We start from the raw sequence: 15331 nt of genomic DNA on the forward strand, positions 1-15331 counted from the left end.
CGGGTCGACCGCGCGCACCGCCCGGCCGCCCGCCGCCCGCAGCGCCGCCAGACCCTCGGCGTGCGGGGTGTCGGTCGTGCAGACGGCGAGCACCTGCACCCCGCGCCGGGCCAGCACCGCGAGCGCGTGCAGCGCGTCCCCGCCGTTGTTCCCCGCGCCGACGAGCGCGACCACGGACGCCCCGCGCGCTCCCCCGGCGCGTTCGGCCAGGGCGCCCAGGACGTGGGTGGCGAGCGCGGTGGCGGCCTGCTGCATCAGTGGCTCCCCGCGGGCGAGCAGCGGGGCCTCCGCCGCGCGGACCTCGGACGACGTGTACGCCAGGATCATCCACCCATCCTGCCGACCGCCGTGCGGCTCGCGCGACCGGGGCGCCGCGGCGCTACGTTCGGCGCATGCGATTCGGACTTTTCATCCCCCAGGGCTGGCGGCAGGACCTCACCGGCATCGAGCCGCGCGACCACTGGTCCGTCATGAGCGGCCTCGCGACGTACGCCGACGAGGGCGACGCCTTCGACTCGATCTGGGTCTACGACCACGTGCACGCCGTCCCCGAGCCGAACGGCGAGGCCACCCACGAGGCGTGGAGCCTGATCAACGCGTACGCCGCGACGACCCGGCGCGTCACGCTCGGCCAGATGTGCACCTGCATGGCCTACCGGAACCCGGCCTACCTCGCGAAGGTCGCCGCGACCGCCGACGTCATCTCCGGAGGGCGCGTCCAGATGGGCATCGGCGCGGGCTGGTACGAGCACGAGTGGCGCGCCTACGGCTACGGCTTCCCGTCCGCGGGCGAGCGCATCGCCATGCTCGACGAGGGCGTGCAGATCATGAAGCAGATGTGGACCAACGGGGTCGCGACCCTCGACGGCGTGCACTACCAGGTCGACGGGGCGCAGCTCGCGCCGCTGCCGCTGCAGGTCGACGGTCCCCCGCTGTGGATCGCGGGCGGCGGCGAGCGCAAGACCCTGCGGGTGGCCGCGGAGCACGCGCAGTACACGAACTTCGACGGCAGCCCCGAGGGTTTCGCCCACAAGTCGGCCGTGCTCGCCGAGCACTGCGCGGCCATCGGGCGCCCGTTCGAGGAGATCACGCGGTCCGCCAACTACAACGTCGTCATCGGGCGGACCGAGGCCGAGGTGGACGACCGGATCGCCTGGATCGAGGAGCACTACGCCCGCACCGTGCCCGCCAAGGCCCCGGAGGTCGCCGAGCAGTTCCGGCGTGGGCCGCTCGTGGGCACCCCGGAGCAGATCGTGGACACCCTGACGACGCTGCGCGACCTCGGGATGACCTACGCGATCACGTACTTCGCGGAGGCCGCCTACGACCGCAGCGGCATCGACCTGTTCGCGCGCGAGGTCGTCCCGGCCCTGCGCTGACGGACGACGCGGGGCGCCGCACCGCACGGGCGGCGGCGCGCGTCAGTCGCGCTCGGCGACGACCATGGCCGACGCGATGCCCGCGTCGTGGCTCAGGCTGAGGTGGAACCGGGTGACCCGGGCGGCCGCCGCCGCGGCGGCGACCGTCCCGCGGACCTCCACCACCGGCTGCTGGCCGCGGACGCGCCGGACGGTGGCGTCCTGCCACGACATCCCCGCGGGAGCGCCCAGCGCCTTGGCGATCGCCTCCTTGGCCGCGAACCGCGCGGCCAAGGAGGCGGGCGCCAGGTCCCGCTCCTCGGGGGTGAACAACCGCTCCCGCAGCGCGGGCACGCGCTCGACGGTCGCCAGGAACCGGGCGACGTCGACGACGTCGATCCCCACCCCGACGATCACTCGACGGTGACCGACTTCGCGAGGTTGCGCGGCTGGTCGACGTCCAGGCCGCGGGCGGTCGCGAGCTCGCACGCGAAGATCTGCAGCGGCACGACGGACAGCAGCGGGGCGAGCAGCGTCGGGCTCTGCGGCACGAAGAACACCTCGTCCCCAAACGCCTTCACCGCGTCGTCGCCGTCCTCCGCGATGACCAGGGTGCGGGCGCCGCGGGCGCGGATCTCCTGGATGTTGGAGACGACCTTGGAGTGCAGCGAGTCGCGGCCGCGCGGGCTCGGGACGATGACGAACACCGGCTGCCCGGGCTCGATCAGGGCGATCGGGCCGTGCTTGAGCTCGCCCGCCGCGAAGCCCTCGGCGTGGATGTACGCGATCTCCTTGAGCTTGAGCGCGCCCTCCAGGGCCACCGGGAACCCGACGTGCCGGCCGAGGAACAGCACCGAGGAGGTGTCGGCCATCCAGCGCGCGATCTCCCGCACGCGCCCGGACCGGTCGAGGACCTCCTGGATCTTGCCGGGCATGGCCCGCAGGTCCTCGAGGATCTCGGCGATCTCGTCGGCGAACTTGTTGCCCCGCAGCTGCGCCAGGTACAGGCCCAGCAGGTAGGCGGCGGTGATCTGCGCGAGGAACGCCTTGGTCGACGCGACCGCGACCTCGGGCCCGGCGTGCGTGTAGAGCACGGCATCGGACTCGCGCGGGATCGTCGAGCCGTGGGTGTTGCAGATCGCGAGGACCTTCGCGCCCTGCTCGCGGGCGTGCCGGACGGCCATGAGGGTGTCCATGGTCTCGCCGGACTGCGAGATCGCGACGACCAGGGTGCGGGCGTTGAGGATCGGGTCCCGGTAGCGGAACTCGTGCGCGAGCTCGACCTCGACGGGGATGCGGCACCAGTGCTCGATGGCGTACTTCGCGACGTGGCCGGAGTACGCCGCGGTGCCGCAGGCGATGACGATGATCTTGTCGACCGCGCGCAGCACGGACTCGTCGATCTTCAGGTCGTCGAGGACCAGGCGGCCCTGGGTGTCGGTGCGGCCGAGCAGGGTGTCCTGCACGGCCTGCGGCTGGTCCGCGATCTCCTTCTCCATGAAGGAGCGGAAGCCGCCCTTCTCGGCGGCGGCGGCGTCCCAGTCGATCGTGTACTCGCGGCCCTGCGCGGGGTTGCCGTCGAAGTCGGTGACGGCGACCGAGCGCGGGGTGATGACGACGACCTGGTCCTGCGCGAGCTCGAGCGCCCGGCGGGTCTCCGCGATGAACGCGGCGACGTCGGAGCCCAGGTAGTTCGCGCCGTCGCCGAGGCCGACGACGAGCGGGGAGTCGTGGCGGGCGCCGACGACGGTGTCCGGGTGGTCCTCGTGCACGGCGAGCAGCGTGAACGTGCCGTGCAGGCGGCGCACGACGGTCCGCATGGCCTCGGCGAGGTCCTTGACGTCGTCGTAGGCGCGGGACACGAGGTGGGCGACGACCTCGGTGTCGGTCTCGGACAGCAGCTCGGCGCCGGTCGCGAGGAGCTCCTCGCGCAGCACGGCGTAGTTCTCGACGATGCCGTTGTGGATCAGCGCGAGGCCGCCCGCGACGTGCGGGTGCGCGTTGACGTCGGTGGGACCGCCGTGGGTCGCCCACCGGGTGTGCCCGATGCCCGCGGTCGCGCCCGGCAGCGGCTGCTCGTCCAGCAGCCCGACCAGGTTCGCGAGCTTGCCCGCCTTCTTGGCCGTGGCGAGGCCGCCGGCCCCGGTGACCAGTGCGACCCCGGCCGAGTCGTACCCGCGGTACTCCAGGCGGCGCAGACCCTCCATGACGACGCCGAGCGGACGCGCGTCCGGCTCGTGGTCCCCGACATACCCGACGATTCCACACATGGGCGCGAGTCTAGCCGTGCGCTCCCGCGCCCCCGGCCCGCGCCTGTGGACGTCGTGTGCAGGCGGTGGCCGGGCCATCGGGCAGAATCGTCGGGTGCGCGCCACCGACGTCCAGCCCTCGCCCTACGTCGAGCTCGACCGCGACGCGTGGGCGCGCCTGTCGGAGTCGACGCCGCTGCCGCTGACCGACGACGACGTGACCCGGCTGCGCGGCCTCGGGGACCCCATCGACCTGGCCGAGGTGGACGCGATCTACCGGCCGCTGTCCCGGCTGCTCGACCTGCACGTGACCGCGACCCGGCGCCTGCACGCGGCGTCCTCGACGTTCCTGCGCGAGGACACGCCCCGCACGCCGTTCGTGATCGGCGTCGCGGGCTCGGTCGCGGTGGGCAAGTCCACGACGGCGCGCCTGCTGCGGGAGCTGATGGCCCGCTGGCCCGCGACCCCGAACGTGGCGCTGATGACCACCGACGGGTTCCTGCACCCCAACGCCGAGCTGGAGCGCCGGGGGCTGCTGGACCGCAAGGGCTTCCCGGAGTCGTACGACCGCCGGGCGCTGCTGCAGTTCGTCTCCCGCGTGAAGTCCGGTCAGGCCGAGGTCCGCGCACCCGTGTACGACCACCTGACGTACGACATCGTGCCTGGCGCGGAGGTCGTGGTGCGCCGCCCGGACGTGCTGATCGTCGAGGGCCTGAACGTGCTGCAGCCCGCGCCGTCCGCGGCGGGGACGTCGACGACGTCGAACCTCGCGGTGAGCGACTTCTTCGACTTCTCGATCTACGTCGACGCCCGCACGCAGGACGTCCGGCAGTGGTACGTCGACCGGTTCCTGTCGCTGCGGTCCACGGCGTTCGCGCGGCCGGAGTCGTACTTCCACCGGTACGCGTCGCTGAGCGACGACGAGGCGCGCGCCCGCGCGGAGGGCATCTGGGACGCGATCAACGCCCCCAACCTGGTGCGGAACATCCTGCCGACCCGCAGCCGCGCGACGCTGGTGCTGACCAAGGGCACGGACCACGCGGTGCAGCGGGCCCGTCTGCGCAAGCTCTGAGGCGTCAGTCCGTCGTCGGTCCGGTCGAGGCACCGGGCGTCGGGGCGACGAGCGCGACCGGGTAGTGCTCGACGTCGACCGCGTCCAGGGCGGCGAGCCCGTCGGCGACGGGCGTCGGCAGCGGCTCGCACCCGCCACCGGGGAGCACGACGCGGACCGCGACGCCGAGCGCGTCGACCAGCCACAGCTCGCTGCGGTCGCCGTCCGGCGCGCAGGTCGGGGTCGCCCCGCCCGCGGCGGACAGGGTCGAGCGCCCGGACACGGCCTCGACGAGGGGGCGCACGTCGCCCTCCAGGCGGCTCGCGGTGACCGCGGCCCAGGTCCCGGCGGCGTCGGTCAGCGTCTCGCCGGTGCTGCACCGCACGGCGGAGGCGGCGGTGAACCCCTCCGGCAGGCCGGCCGCGTCGGGGACTTCGGGGTGCCGGGCACCCGTGTAGGCCGCCGGGTCGAAGCCCAGGTCGGCGAGCACCTGCGGGGCGAGGCAGTCGGCCCCGGCCTCGACCGTGCCGGGCTGGCCGACGCTGCTGGCCCCGGCCTCGCCGGCGGTGCTCGCGTCGCCGCCGCCGGAGCACGCGCCGAGGCCCAGGAGCACGACCGCGACGGCCGCGACCAGGCGGGTGCGCGCGGGCAGGCCGAGGTGCGGTCGTGCCATTGGTGCCGCCCTCTCGTCGCCCGTGCTGCCCGGGACGGAGGCGGGCGCTGGGCCCGGCCTCCGTCGCTGGGGGCGACTCCGTCGTGGCCCGGATCGAGCCTAGGGGCGCACCCCGGTGCGGGACGCCGACGAGACCGGATCGTTAGCGGGGCGGCGCGGATCGTTGCCGCGGCGTGACCCGGGCGTCGGACGGTGCGGGGCCCGCGCAGGCGACGGCGGGGGTGGCGAGCGCGGCGACGCCCCGGGCGTCGGCGTCGGCCTCCTCGGTCACCACCGACGCGTCCGCCGCCGCCGCCGCGTCCGCCCGCCGGCGGCCCAGCCCGGTCCAGCGCCGCAGCACCCAGTCGATCAGCAGGCCGACCAGGGTGCCGACGACCACGCCCGCGACGACGGCGATCAGCGGGTGGTCCTCCAGCCACAGCCCGGCCCCCGCGCCGACGAGCGTCCCGTAGGCCGCCCAGGTCACCGCGGCGAGGGCGGTGAGCCCCACGAACCGCTTGCGGGGGAAGCCGAGCGCCCCGGCGGTCATGTTCACCGCGACCCGGCCCACGGGGATGTACCGCGCCGCGAGGATGAACGACGACCCGCGCTGCGCGAGCGCGTTCTCGGCCCACGCGAGGGCCTTGCGGCCGCGCTCGGTCCGGAAGATCCGCAGCCGGTGCACGTCGACCCGGGAGCCGATGGCGTAGGCGATCTGGTCGCCCACGAACGCGCCGACCGCACCGGCGAGGGCGACCAGCGCGAGGTTCGGCGAGCCGTGCGCGACGGCGAGCGAGGCGAGGGCGATCACGACGGACTCGCTCGGCACGGGCGGGAAGAAGCCGTCGACGGTCGCGAACAGCACGAGAGCGGGGTAGACCCAGAGCGACTCCGCGAGGGTGGGCACCCACCCCTCGACGGCGCTGATCCAGTCCTGCAGCACGGGTCATCAGCTCCTGGGTCGTGGCGGCTGGCCTGCATCGGCCTCGGGGCCGACCGGCGACGTCCACGCTAGGTGCGCGCCGCGGGCCGCGACATGGGGGACTCCCCCGAGTCCCCCCTGGTCCTCCCCCCATCCTCGCCCGGGGCCTCGCGCGGCGCGTCAGCCCCGGGGGCGACGTCCGGGCGCACCTCGTCCGCCCTGCGACGGACCCCGGCACGGGCCAGGAACGAGCCCGTGCGCACCAGTGCACCACGGGGTGCCGACAGGGCTCACGCCCTTTCCGTGACGGGAGGGTGAACGCTCGCCGGCGTCAGGCGAGCGGGAAGCCGAGGGTGCGCGCCGCGTCCTCGGGGCGGGGCTGCGACGCCCAGTGCGCACCGAGGTCGTCGGTGGCGGCGAGCGATCGGGTGTGCGCGCGGTCCAGGTACAGCGTGCCGTTCAGGTGGTCGGTCTCGTGCTGCACGATCCGCGCGGGCCACCCGGTGACGACCTCGTCCAGGGCGGTCCCGTGCTCGTCCTGCCCGGTGAGCCGCAGGCGGCGCAGGCGCGGCACGACCGCCTGGTACCCGACGACGCTGAGGCAGCCCTCGTAGAACGACACCTGCTCGACCGGCTCGTCGGGGACGGGTGCGTAGTGCGGGTTGACCAGCACCCGGAACGGCATCGCGGGCCGCTCGCGGACCTCGCCGTGCTCGGTGCCCTCGGCGCCGGGGTCGGCGAGCACCGTGAGGGCGAGCGGCAGCCCGACCTGCGGGGCGGCGAGGCCCACGCCGGGCGCGGCGTGCATGGTGCGGCGCATCAGCGCGACCAGCGCGGTGAGCTCGGCGTCGTCCACCTGCCCGTCGAACGGCACCGCGCGCAGGCGCAGCGCCGGGTGCCCGGCCTGCACGATCGGGACCGTGCCGGACGGGTCGGCCGCGGCGGTGTCGATCAGCCGCAGCACGTGCTCGCGGACGACCGCCGCGGGCCACGTCGCGCGCGGCGCGAGCGGCGAGGGGTCGTCGTGGTCGGCTGCCACGCCGCCGCCCCTCAGAGCGCCAGGCGGGCGCGGACGACCTCGGCGAGGCCCCCGGCGACGCGGTCGGCGTCGTCCTGCGTCGCGGCCTCGACCATGACCCGCACCAGCGGCTCGGTACCCGAGGAGCGCAGCAGCACCCGGCCGGTGGTGCCGAGGACGGCCTCGGCGTCCGCGACCGCGGCGGCGACGTGCTCGTCGCTTCCCGCGCGGGCCTTGTCGACGCCGGGGACGTTGATCAGGGTCTGCGGCAGGCGGCGCACGACGGCCGCCAGCTCGCTGAGCTTCTGCCCGGTGGCCGCGACGCGCGCGGCCAGCTGCAGCGCGGTGAGCGCGCCGTCGCCGGTGGTGGCGTGGTCGGCCAGGATGACGTGCCCGGACTGCTCGCCGCCGAGGTTGTAGCCCCCGGCGCGCATGGCCTCCAGCACGTACCGGTCGCCGACGCCGGTCTCGACGGTGCGGACGCCCGCCGCCTGCATCGCGAGGCGCAGGCCGAGGTTGCTCATGACCGTGACGACGAGGGTGTCGTGGGCGAGGAGCCCGCGCTCGCGCAGGTCGAGGGCGAGGACGCCCATGATCTGGTCGCCGTCGACCAGCGCACCGGTGTGGTCGACCGCGAGGCAGCGGTCGGCGTCCCCGTCGAACGCCACGCCGAGGTCCGCCCCGGAGGCGACGACGGCGGCCTGCAGCTGCTCGGGGTGCGTGGACCCGCAGGCCTCGTTGATGTTGCGGCCGTCGGGCGACGCGTTGATGACGACGACGTCCGCGCCCGCCTCGCGCAGGGCGGCGGGGCCGACCTCGGAGGCCGCGCCGTTCGCGCAGTCCACCGCGACGCGCAGGCCGGTGAGGTCGTGGCCCAGCGTCGAGACGAGGTGCTCGACGTACTGCTCGCCCGCGCGGCCGGTGTCCGAGCGGATGCGGCCGACGGCGGCGCCGACGGGGCGCTCCCAGTCCTCGCGCAGCCGCTGCTCGATGGCGTCCTCGAGCTCGTCGTCGAGCTTGTGCCCGCCGCGGGCCAGGAACTTGATGCCGTTGTCCGGCATGGGGTTGTGCGACGCGGACAGCACCACTCCGATGTCGACGCCCAGGGCGGCGGTGAGGTGCGCGACGGCCGGGGTCGGCAGCACGCCGACATTGAGCACGTCGACGCCGGCGCTGGCGAGGCCCGCGGCGACGGCGGCCGACAGGAACTCGCCCGACGCCCGCGGGTCGCGGCCGACGACAGCGCGCGGCCGGTGCCCGGCGAACTCGCCGCGCGAGCCCAGCACGTGCGCCGCGGCGACGGACAGGTCGAGCGCGAGCTCCGCCGTCACGTCGCGGTTCGCGAGACCTCGCACCCCGTCGGTGCCGAACAGTCGTCCCATGGGATCGGACCCCCTCGTCGTGGCCGCACGCGCGACCCCCAGCATCATGCCGCCCTCCGCGCCTGCGCGGGGGCGGTCGGCGCCCGCGCAGACGCGTCGGGCACCAGAACGGCCGATGGCCCCGGGGTCGGACCCCCGGGGCCATCGGCCGTCGTCGCTGATCCGCGGATCAGCGCTTGGAGTACTGCGGAGCCTTGCGGGCCTTCTTGAGACCGGCCTTCTTGCGCTCCACGACGCGGGGGTCGCGGGTCAGGAAGCCGGCCTTCTTCAGCGCCGGGCGGTTGTGCTCCTCGTCGATCGCGTTCAGCGCGCGGGCGATGCCCAGGCGCAGCGCGCCGGCCTGGCCGGTGACGCCGCCGCCGTTGATGCGGGCGATGACGTCGAAGCGACCCTCGACGTCGACCAGCTTCAGCGGGGAGTTGACGAGCTGCTGGTGCACCTTGTTCGGGAAGTAGTCCTCGAGGGTGCGGCCGTTGATCGTCCACTGGCCGGTGCCGGGCACCAGGCGCACGCGGGCGATGGCCTCCTTGCGGCGGCCCAGCGCGCGGCCGGGGGCCGTCAGGCTCTGGCCGCGGCCCGTGGGGGCCTGCGTCTCGGAGGTGTAGCTGCTGGGCGTCTCGCCGCCCTCGAGGTCGATGTCGACCGTGGTCTCGGCCATGTGTCTCGCGTCCTGTTCCGGTGTGCTCGAGGGCGTCAGCCCTGCGCGACCTGGGTGATCTCGAAGGGCTTCGGCTGCTGGGCGGCGTGCGGGTGCTCCGCACCGGCGTAGACCTTGAGCTTGGTGAGCTGCTGGCGGGCCAGCGAGGTCTTCGGGAGCATGCCACGCACGGCCTTCTCGATCGCACGCTCGGGGTGCTTGTCGAGCAGGTCGGAGTACGTGGTCGCCCGCAGACCGCCCGGGAATCCCGAGTGGCGGTAGGCGAGCTTGGTCTCCCGCTTGTTGCCGGTCAGGGCCACCTTGTCCGCGTTGATGACGATGACGAAGTCGCCGCCGTCCACGTGCGGGGCGAAGGTCGCCTTGTGCTTGCCGCGCAGCAGGACTGCCACGTGGGAGGCCAGGCGGCCCAGGACGACGTCGGTCGCGTCGACGACGTACCAGTTCCGCTGGACGTCGCCGGGCTTCGGGGTGTACGTGCGCACGGTCGTTGCCTTCTCTATGTCTCTGACTGTGTCCACGGCAATCCCGTAGAAGCCGGGGTCAGCCGATGAGTACCGTCCGTGCGTCGTCCGTGGACCGGTGAGTGGGAACGCACCAGGGTCGACACCGACGGACGCACAACGACTCACCAGGGTAGCCGCCGTGGCAGGCAGCGGTCAAAGCGACCTCGGTCACCGGGTCCGCTGCACCCGACCGGCGTCCCACCGGGCCTCCGGCGTCTCCACCACGGCGCCGTCCTCGCCGAACACGAGGAACCGGTCGAAGCCGCGCGCGAACCACCGGTCGTGGGTCACCGCGAGCACCGTCCCCTCGAACGCCGCGAGCCCCGCCTCCAGCGCCTCCGCCGAGTGCAGGTCCAGGTTGTCGGTGGGCTCGTCGAGCAGCAGCAGCGTCGCCCCGCCGAGCTCCAGCAGCAGGATGTGGAACCGCGCCTGCTGCCCGCCGGACAGCGTCTCGTACCGCTGCTCCGCCTGCGCGACGAGCTCGTAGCGGTCCAGCGCCTTGCTCGCGGGCTCCCGGCCCATCCCCGCCCGGCGGCCCTCGCCGCGGTGCAGGATCTCCAGCAGCGTCCGCCCGGCGAACGCCGCGTCCTGCGCGTGCTGCCGGTTCTGCGCGAAGAACCCGGGGACGACGCGCGAGCCCAGCCGGGCCACGCCCGTGTGCCGCACCGGCTCGACCGGCGGCCCGCCGTCCGCGTCCTGCGCGCCCGAGCCCGGCTCAGGGTCGCTGCCGCCCGCGGCGAGCAGCCGCAGGAAGTGCGACTTGCCCGAGCCGTTGGACCCCAGCACCGCGACGCGCTCGCCGAACCACACCTCGAGGTCGAACGGCTGCATCAGCCCGGTGAGCTCGAGGCGCTCGGCCACCACGGCCCGCTTGGCCGTGCGCCCGCCGCGCAGCCGCACCCGGACCTGCTGCTCACGCGCCACCACCTCGGGCGGCCCCGCCTCCTCGAACTTGCGCAGCCGCGTCTGGGCGGCCTGGTAGCGCGAGGCGAGGCCGTCGTTGAAGGCCGCCTTGTTCTTGAGCGTGTTCACCAGCGTGACGAGCTTGGCGTGCTCCTCGTCCCAGCGGCGCTGCAGCTCCGCCAGGCGCTCGATCCGCGCCTCGCGCGCCGCCTGGTAGGTCGTGAACGTCCCGCCGTGGATCCACAGGCCCGCGCCGGTGCGGGTGGGCTCCAGCGTCGCGACGTGCGTCGGCACCCGGGACAGCAGCTCGCGGTCGTGGCTGACCAGCAGCACGGTCTTGGGGCTCGCCACCAGGCGCTCCTCCAGCCAGCGCTTGGTCGGGACGTCCAGGGCGTTGTCCGGCTCGTCCAGCAGCAGCACCTCCTGCGGGCCGCGCAGCAGCGCCTCCAGCACCAGGCGCTTCTGCTCGCCGCCGGACAGCGTCCGCACCGAACGGTCCTGGACGCGGTCGAACGGCAGCGACAGCACCGCGTCCGTCACCCGGTCCCAGTCCGCCTCGACCTCGTAGCCGCCGACGTCCGCCCAGTCCGCGAGCGCCTGCGCGTACCGCATCTGCGAGGGCTCGTCGTCGACCTCCAGCATGTGCAGCTCGGCGAGCGTGAGCTCGCGCGCCGCCGCGCCGACCGCGCCGGGCGTCAGCGAGGCGAGCAGGTCACGCACCGAGCGGTCGTCGGCGATCCGCCCGACGTCCTGCCGCATCACCCCGAGGCCGCCGGTGCGGACGACCGCGCCCTCGTGCGGCTGCTCGTCGCCCGCGACGATCCGCAGCAGCGTCGACTTGCCCGCGCCGTTCGGCCCGACCAGCGCCGTGCGCTGCCCCTCGCCCACCCGCAGGTCGATCCCGCCGAGCAGCGGACGTCCGTCGGGGAGCACGTAGCGCACGTCGTGCACCTCGAGATGACCCATGCGCCGATCGTCCCAGCCCGGCGCCCGGGGACCCAATCCATATCGCCCGGTGGCAGGCGGCGGGTGCCGGTGCCACGCTCGGGACATGAGCGAGGACACCCCTGCCACCAGCACCGACCCGGCCACCGGCACCGAGGGCGACGCCGACCAGCTCCCCGCGGAGGACACGCTCGCCGACCGCGGCGTGGACGACCTCCTGGACGAGGGCTACACCGTCCCGGAGCGCCCCCGCCCGGCCGCGAGCCACTGGGGCGAGACGCCCTGGGAGGAGTCGCGCGGCGAGACCCTGGACCAGCGCGTCGCCCAGGAGGAGCCCGAGGTCTGGGAGGACGACCGCCCCGCGGACGCCAGCCGCCAGACCGACCGCGCGGGTCGGCTCGCGGAGGACGACGACGCCGTCGAGGCGGGCGGCAACGACCAGTTCGCGGTCGACTCCGGCGTCGACGGCGGCGCCGCGAGCGCCGAGGAGGCCGCCGTCCACCTGGTCGAGGAGGACTAGCCCCGCAGGGGGTGCGGGTCGACCTCCGCCGCGACGCGGGGCGCGCGGGTGCGCTCCTGGCGCGCCGCGAGCTCCGCGTCCGGCGGGTAGACGACCTCCTCCAGCGTGAGGCCGTGCGCCGCGACCACCGCGCTGCCGGGGTCGCGGCGCCCGCCCACCAGCAGCTCCGCGGGCCAGTCGACCGGGCGGCGCCCCTCCCCCACGGCGAGGCTGGCGCCGACCAGCGCCCGCACCATCGAGTGGCAGAACGCGTCCGCCCGCACCGTCGCCACCACCAGCCCCGCGTCCGGCCCGTCGGCGGGCCGCTCCCACGTGAGCTCGTCGAGCGTGCGGATCGTCGTGGCCCCCTCGCGCGGCTTGCAGTACGCCGCGAAGTCGTGCAGCCCCAGCACCCGTTGCGCCCCCTCGTGCATCGCCGCCTCGTCCAGCGGGCGCCGGCTCCACAGCACGTCGTGCCGCCGTAGCGGGTCCCGCCGGGCCGGGTCGTCGCACACCCGGTACACGTACCGCCGGGCGACCGCCGAGAACCGCGCGTCGAACCCCGCCGGCGCGACCGCCACCCGCCGGGCGACGACGTCGTCCGGCAGGACCCCCGCCAGGCGGGTGAGCAGCGAGGCCGCGGGGGTGCGGTCGGAGCGGCCGGGGACGAGCCGCCACGCCGCCTCGGGGACGTCCACGTGGATCACCTGACCCCGCGCGTGCACACCGGCGTCGGTCCGCCCCGCCACCGTCACCCGCGGCGGCGGGTCCCCCCGGTGCGCGGAGCGGAGCACCAGCGCCAGCCCGTCCTCCACGACGCCCTGGACCGTGCGCAGCCCCGGCTGCCGGGCCCAGCCCGCGAAGTCCGTCCCGTCGTAGGCGAGGTCGACCCGCACCCGCACCACGGCGGCCACGTCGGTCTCGTCGCTCGGGGTCAGGTCCGGGGTCGGGTCAGCACTCAGGTCGGGCACCCGCCGAGCGTACGGTGCGCCCGCTGCTCTACCCTCGTCCGGTGCCCGTGCCGCCCCCCACCCCGTACACGCTCGCCGTCGACTGCGGGGGCGGGGGCATCAAGGCGTCCGTCCTCGACGCGTCCGGCACCCTGCACGCCCCTGCCGTGCGCGTCCCGACGCCGTACCCGCTGCCGCCCGAGCGCCTCGTGGACACCATCGCGGAGATCGGCTCGCGCCTGCCGCCGTTCCAGCGCGCCACCGTCGGCATGCCGGGGATGATCCGGCACGGCGTCGTCGTCGCCACCCCGCACTACGTGACCCGCTCCGGACCGCACACCCGCGTCGACCCCGAGCTCGTCGCGGCCTGGTCCGGCTACGACATCCGCGCGGCCGTCGAGCACCGCCTCGCGGTGCCTACGCTGGTCCTCAACGACGCCGAGGTGCACGGCGCGGGCGTCGTCTCCGGCACCGGGGTCGAGCTCGTCCTCACGCTCGGCACCGGTCTCGGCTCCGCGCTGTTCGACGGCGGCCGGGTCGCCCCGCACCTGGAGTGGTCGCACGCGCCCGTGCGGCGCAGCACCACCTACGACGAGTACATCGGGCAGATCCAGCGCGCCCGCCTCGGCGACGCCCTGTGGTCCCGGCGCGTGCGCCAGGTGGTCGAGGGGCTGCGACCGGTCGTGCTGTGGGACCGGCTCTACCTCGGCGGCGGGAACTCCCGGCAGATCACCCCGCAGGTGCTCGCCCGGCTCGGGGACGACGTCGTCGTGGTCCCCAACCAGGCGGGCATCGTCGGCGGCGTCCGCGCCTGGCAGCTCGGGGTCTGACCCCGGTCAGGCGGCTCCGACGAGCACCGTGACCTCGGCGAGCGCCGCGGCGTCGCGGCTCCGCTCGACCTCGATGTCGTAGCCGTTCTGCGCGGTCAGCCAGTAGCGCTCGGACAACCCGAGCGCCTTGGACAGGCGCAGCGCGGCGTGCGGGGTGATCGAGCGGCGTCCGCGCAGGATCTGCCCGAGGTGCGTCTGGGACAGCCCGGTCGCCTGCGCGAGGCGGTAGGCACTGATCCCCAGGGGGGTCAGGAACTCGTCGCGCAGGATCTCGCCGGGGTGTACCGGCGGGTAGAGCGTCTCGTCCACGGCGTCCTCCTCAGTGGTAGTCGGTGATCTCGACGTCGGCCGGCCCCGAAGGGGTCCACGTGAAGCAGATGCGGTACTGGTCGTTCACCCGGATCGAGTGCTGCCCGACCCGGTCCCCGGCCAGCTTCTCCAGCCGGTTCCCCGGCGGCACCCGCAGGTCGGATAGCCCTTCGGCCCACGCGAGCTGGAGCAGCTTCTTGTGCGCAGCACGGTGCTCGGCGACACCGAGCCTCGGGGTGTGCTGACGCCGCCACACCCGCTCCGTCGTACTATCGCGGAACGATACTATCACTGGTCGAGCGTACCGGCCGGTCACCACCTACCTCGGTCCGGGCGGCCACCTCCGCGTGGGCCACCAGGAGGGCCCGGGTGAACCCCACCGGGCGCACCAGGGACACCAGGTGGGTGGCCCCCGGGACGACCACCAGCCGCCCGTCGCGGCACGCGCGCAGGAACCGGCGCTCCTCGCCGCGGAAGTGGTCGTACCGCCCGTTGACGAGCCACACCGGCGCCGCGACGCGCGCGAGGTCGGCGACGGGCGTGGCGGCCCGCATCTCCCGCAGCACGTCGTCCACGACGTCCAGCGCGAACCCCCCGGCGGCGGCGTCCTGCGCGGCGTCCGCGGTCAGCACCCGGTCCACCATCCGCTGGTTCAGGCTCGCGCCCCGGTCGGGCAGGCGCGCGATGCCGCGGGCCGCGACGGCCCACCCGCCGACCAGCGCCGGGAGCGGGCGGGTGCAGCAGGACGCGGCGAGCAGCCCCGCGACCTGCCGCGGGTTCCGGGCGGCGTGGGCGATCGCCACGTACCCGCCGAGGGACAGGCCCACGACGAACGCCCGGCCCCCGACGGCGTCGACCGCGTCGCCGACCGCGGCCACGGCGCCGTCGAGCGTGAACCGCTCGCCGCGCCGCTCGCCGTGCCCGGGCAGGTCGACGGCCAGGGCGGGGACCCCCGCGCGGGCGAGCGCGTCCTGCTGCGCGCGCCACATGGTCCGGGACGTCCGCAGGCCGTGCACGAGGACGACGGGCAGGGTCATCACCCGAGGCTAGCGAGACCGGGGCTCCCGCTTCGCCCTGTGCGGCGGGCGCACCCGCGCTACGG

Annotated in this window: 18 protein-coding genes; 4 read left to right on the forward strand and 14 right to left on the reverse strand. The window is 75.1% G+C overall.

Annotation, left to right across the window (positions count from 1 at the left end; all coding sequences use genetic code 11):
* The coding region (locus EBM89_RS01265; RefSeq protein ID WP_305038135.1) for an NAD(P)H-hydrate epimerase at positions 1–327 on the reverse strand (327 nt) is incomplete at its 3' end.
* A gap of 65 nt (positions 328–392) precedes the next feature.
* Here EBM89_RS01265 and EBM89_RS01270 point away from each other — a divergent pair.
* The gene (locus EBM89_RS01270) at positions 393–1379 is read left to right on the forward strand and encodes an LLM class F420-dependent oxidoreductase (protein ID WP_122147653.1); all 987 of its coding nucleotides are present in this window, start codon (positions 393–395) and stop codon (positions 1377–1379) included.
* 42 nt (positions 1380–1421) lie between these two features.
* Here the strand turns inward: EBM89_RS01270 and EBM89_RS01275 are convergent, their stop codons facing one another.
* Both EBM89_RS01275 and glmS read right to left on the reverse strand, forming a co-directional pair.
* Positions 1422–1775 carry a holo-ACP synthase gene (locus EBM89_RS01275; RefSeq protein ID WP_122147654.1) on the reverse strand — a complete coding sequence of 118 codons (354 nt, stop codon included), beginning with the start codon at positions 1773–1775 and terminating at the stop codon, positions 1422–1424.
* Positions 1772–3628 carry a glutamine--fructose-6-phosphate transaminase (isomerizing) gene (gene glmS, locus EBM89_RS01280; RefSeq protein WP_122147655.1) on the reverse strand — a complete coding sequence of 619 codons (1857 nt, stop codon included), beginning with the start codon at positions 3626–3628 and terminating at the stop codon, positions 1772–1774. Before glmS ends, EBM89_RS01275 begins: the two co-directional genes overlap by 4 nt.
* A 94-nt stretch (positions 3629–3722) precedes the next feature.
* On the opposite strand from glmS, the gene coaA reads away from it, so the two are divergent.
* Positions 3723–4679 (forward strand): type I pantothenate kinase, encoded by a 957-nt coding sequence (gene coaA / locus EBM89_RS01285; RefSeq protein WP_233571464.1) that lies wholly within the window; start codon positions 3723–3725, stop codon positions 4677–4679.
* A 4-nt stretch (positions 4680–4683) separates the two neighbouring features.
* Here the strand turns inward: coaA and EBM89_RS01290 are convergent, their stop codons facing one another.
* The 7 genes from EBM89_RS01290 to EBM89_RS01320 form a co-directional block, all read right to left on the reverse strand.
* The gene (locus EBM89_RS01290) at positions 4684–5331 is read right to left on the reverse strand and encodes a hypothetical protein (RefSeq protein WP_122147657.1); all 648 of its coding nucleotides are present in this window, start codon (positions 5329–5331) and stop codon (positions 4684–4686) included.
* Positions 5332–5473: 142 nt separating this feature from the next.
* Positions 5474–6253 carry a DedA family protein gene (locus EBM89_RS01295; protein WP_233571465.1) on the reverse strand — a complete coding sequence of 260 codons (780 nt, stop codon included), beginning with the start codon at positions 6251–6253 and terminating at the stop codon, positions 5474–5476.
* A 310-nt stretch (positions 6254–6563) separates the two neighbouring features.
* On the reverse strand, positions 6564–7271 hold the full coding sequence (locus tag EBM89_RS01300) for a peptide deformylase (protein ID WP_122147658.1): 708 nt from the start codon (positions 7269–7271) through the stop codon (positions 6564–6566).
* 11 nt (positions 7272–7282) lie between these two features.
* On the reverse strand, positions 7283–8632 hold the full coding sequence (gene glmM / locus EBM89_RS01305; RefSeq protein ID WP_122147659.1) for a phosphoglucosamine mutase: 1350 nt from the start codon (positions 8630–8632) through the stop codon (positions 7283–7285).
* 169 nt (positions 8633–8801) lie between these two features.
* Positions 8802–9290, reverse strand: coding sequence for a 30S ribosomal protein S9 (gene rpsI / locus EBM89_RS01310; RefSeq protein WP_122147660.1), 489 nt, complete (start codon positions 9288–9290; stop codon positions 8802–8804).
* A gap of 35 nt (positions 9291–9325) precedes the next feature.
* The gene (gene rplM, locus EBM89_RS01315) at positions 9326–9772 is read right to left on the reverse strand and encodes a 50S ribosomal protein L13 (RefSeq protein ID WP_122147661.1); all 447 of its coding nucleotides are present in this window, start codon (positions 9770–9772) and stop codon (positions 9326–9328) included.
* Between the two features lie 189 nt (positions 9773–9961).
* Positions 9962–11662 carry an ABC-F family ATP-binding cassette domain-containing protein gene (locus EBM89_RS01320; RefSeq protein WP_122147662.1) on the reverse strand — a complete coding sequence of 567 codons (1701 nt, stop codon included), beginning with the start codon at positions 11660–11662 and terminating at the stop codon, positions 9962–9964.
* A gap of 85 nt (positions 11663–11747) precedes the next feature.
* On the opposite strand from EBM89_RS01320, the gene EBM89_RS01325 reads away from it, so the two are divergent.
* On the forward strand, positions 11748–12161 hold the full coding sequence (locus tag EBM89_RS01325) for a DUF5709 domain-containing protein (protein WP_122147663.1): 414 nt from the start codon (positions 11748–11750) through the stop codon (positions 12159–12161).
* Here the strand turns inward: EBM89_RS01325 and EBM89_RS01330 are convergent.
* The gene (locus tag EBM89_RS01330; RefSeq protein ID WP_233571467.1) at positions 12158–13102 is read right to left on the reverse strand and encodes a tRNA pseudouridine synthase A; all 945 of its coding nucleotides are present in this window, start codon (positions 13100–13102) and stop codon (positions 12158–12160) included. The two genes, EBM89_RS01325 and EBM89_RS01330, sit on opposite strands and share 4 nt — an antisense overlap.
* Before the next feature lie 56 nt (positions 13103–13158).
* Between EBM89_RS01330 and EBM89_RS01335 the strand changes: the two genes are divergently transcribed.
* On the forward strand, positions 13159–13920 hold the full coding sequence (locus EBM89_RS01335; protein ID WP_122147710.1) for an ROK family protein: 762 nt from the start codon (positions 13159–13161) through the stop codon (positions 13918–13920).
* Between the two features lie 6 nt (positions 13921–13926).
* Here EBM89_RS01335 and EBM89_RS01340 read toward each other — a convergent pair whose 3' ends face one another.
* The 3 genes from EBM89_RS01340 to EBM89_RS01350 are packed head-to-tail and all read right to left on the reverse strand — an operon-like array spanning position 13927 to position 15266.
* The gene (locus tag EBM89_RS01340) at positions 13927–14229 is read right to left on the reverse strand and encodes a HigA family addiction module antitoxin (RefSeq protein ID WP_122147664.1); all 303 of its coding nucleotides are present in this window, start codon (positions 14227–14229) and stop codon (positions 13927–13929) included.
* 10 nt (positions 14230–14239) lie between these two features.
* A complete protein-coding gene (locus EBM89_RS01345; RefSeq protein ID WP_305038136.1) occupies positions 14240–14485 on the reverse strand; it encodes a type II toxin-antitoxin system RelE/ParE family toxin in 246 nt (81 codons plus the stop codon).
* 13 nt (positions 14486–14498) lie between these two features.
* Entirely contained in the window at positions 14499–15266 is a 768-nt protein-coding gene (locus EBM89_RS01350) for an alpha/beta fold hydrolase (RefSeq protein WP_122147666.1), read from the reverse strand.
* Positions 15267–15331: the final 65 nt, after the last annotated feature.

The sequence above is a fragment of the Cellulomonas triticagri genome, from assembly GCF_003696205.1.
Classification (GTDB): Bacteria; Actinomycetota; Actinomycetes; order Actinomycetales; family Cellulomonadaceae; genus Cellulomonas; species Cellulomonas triticagri.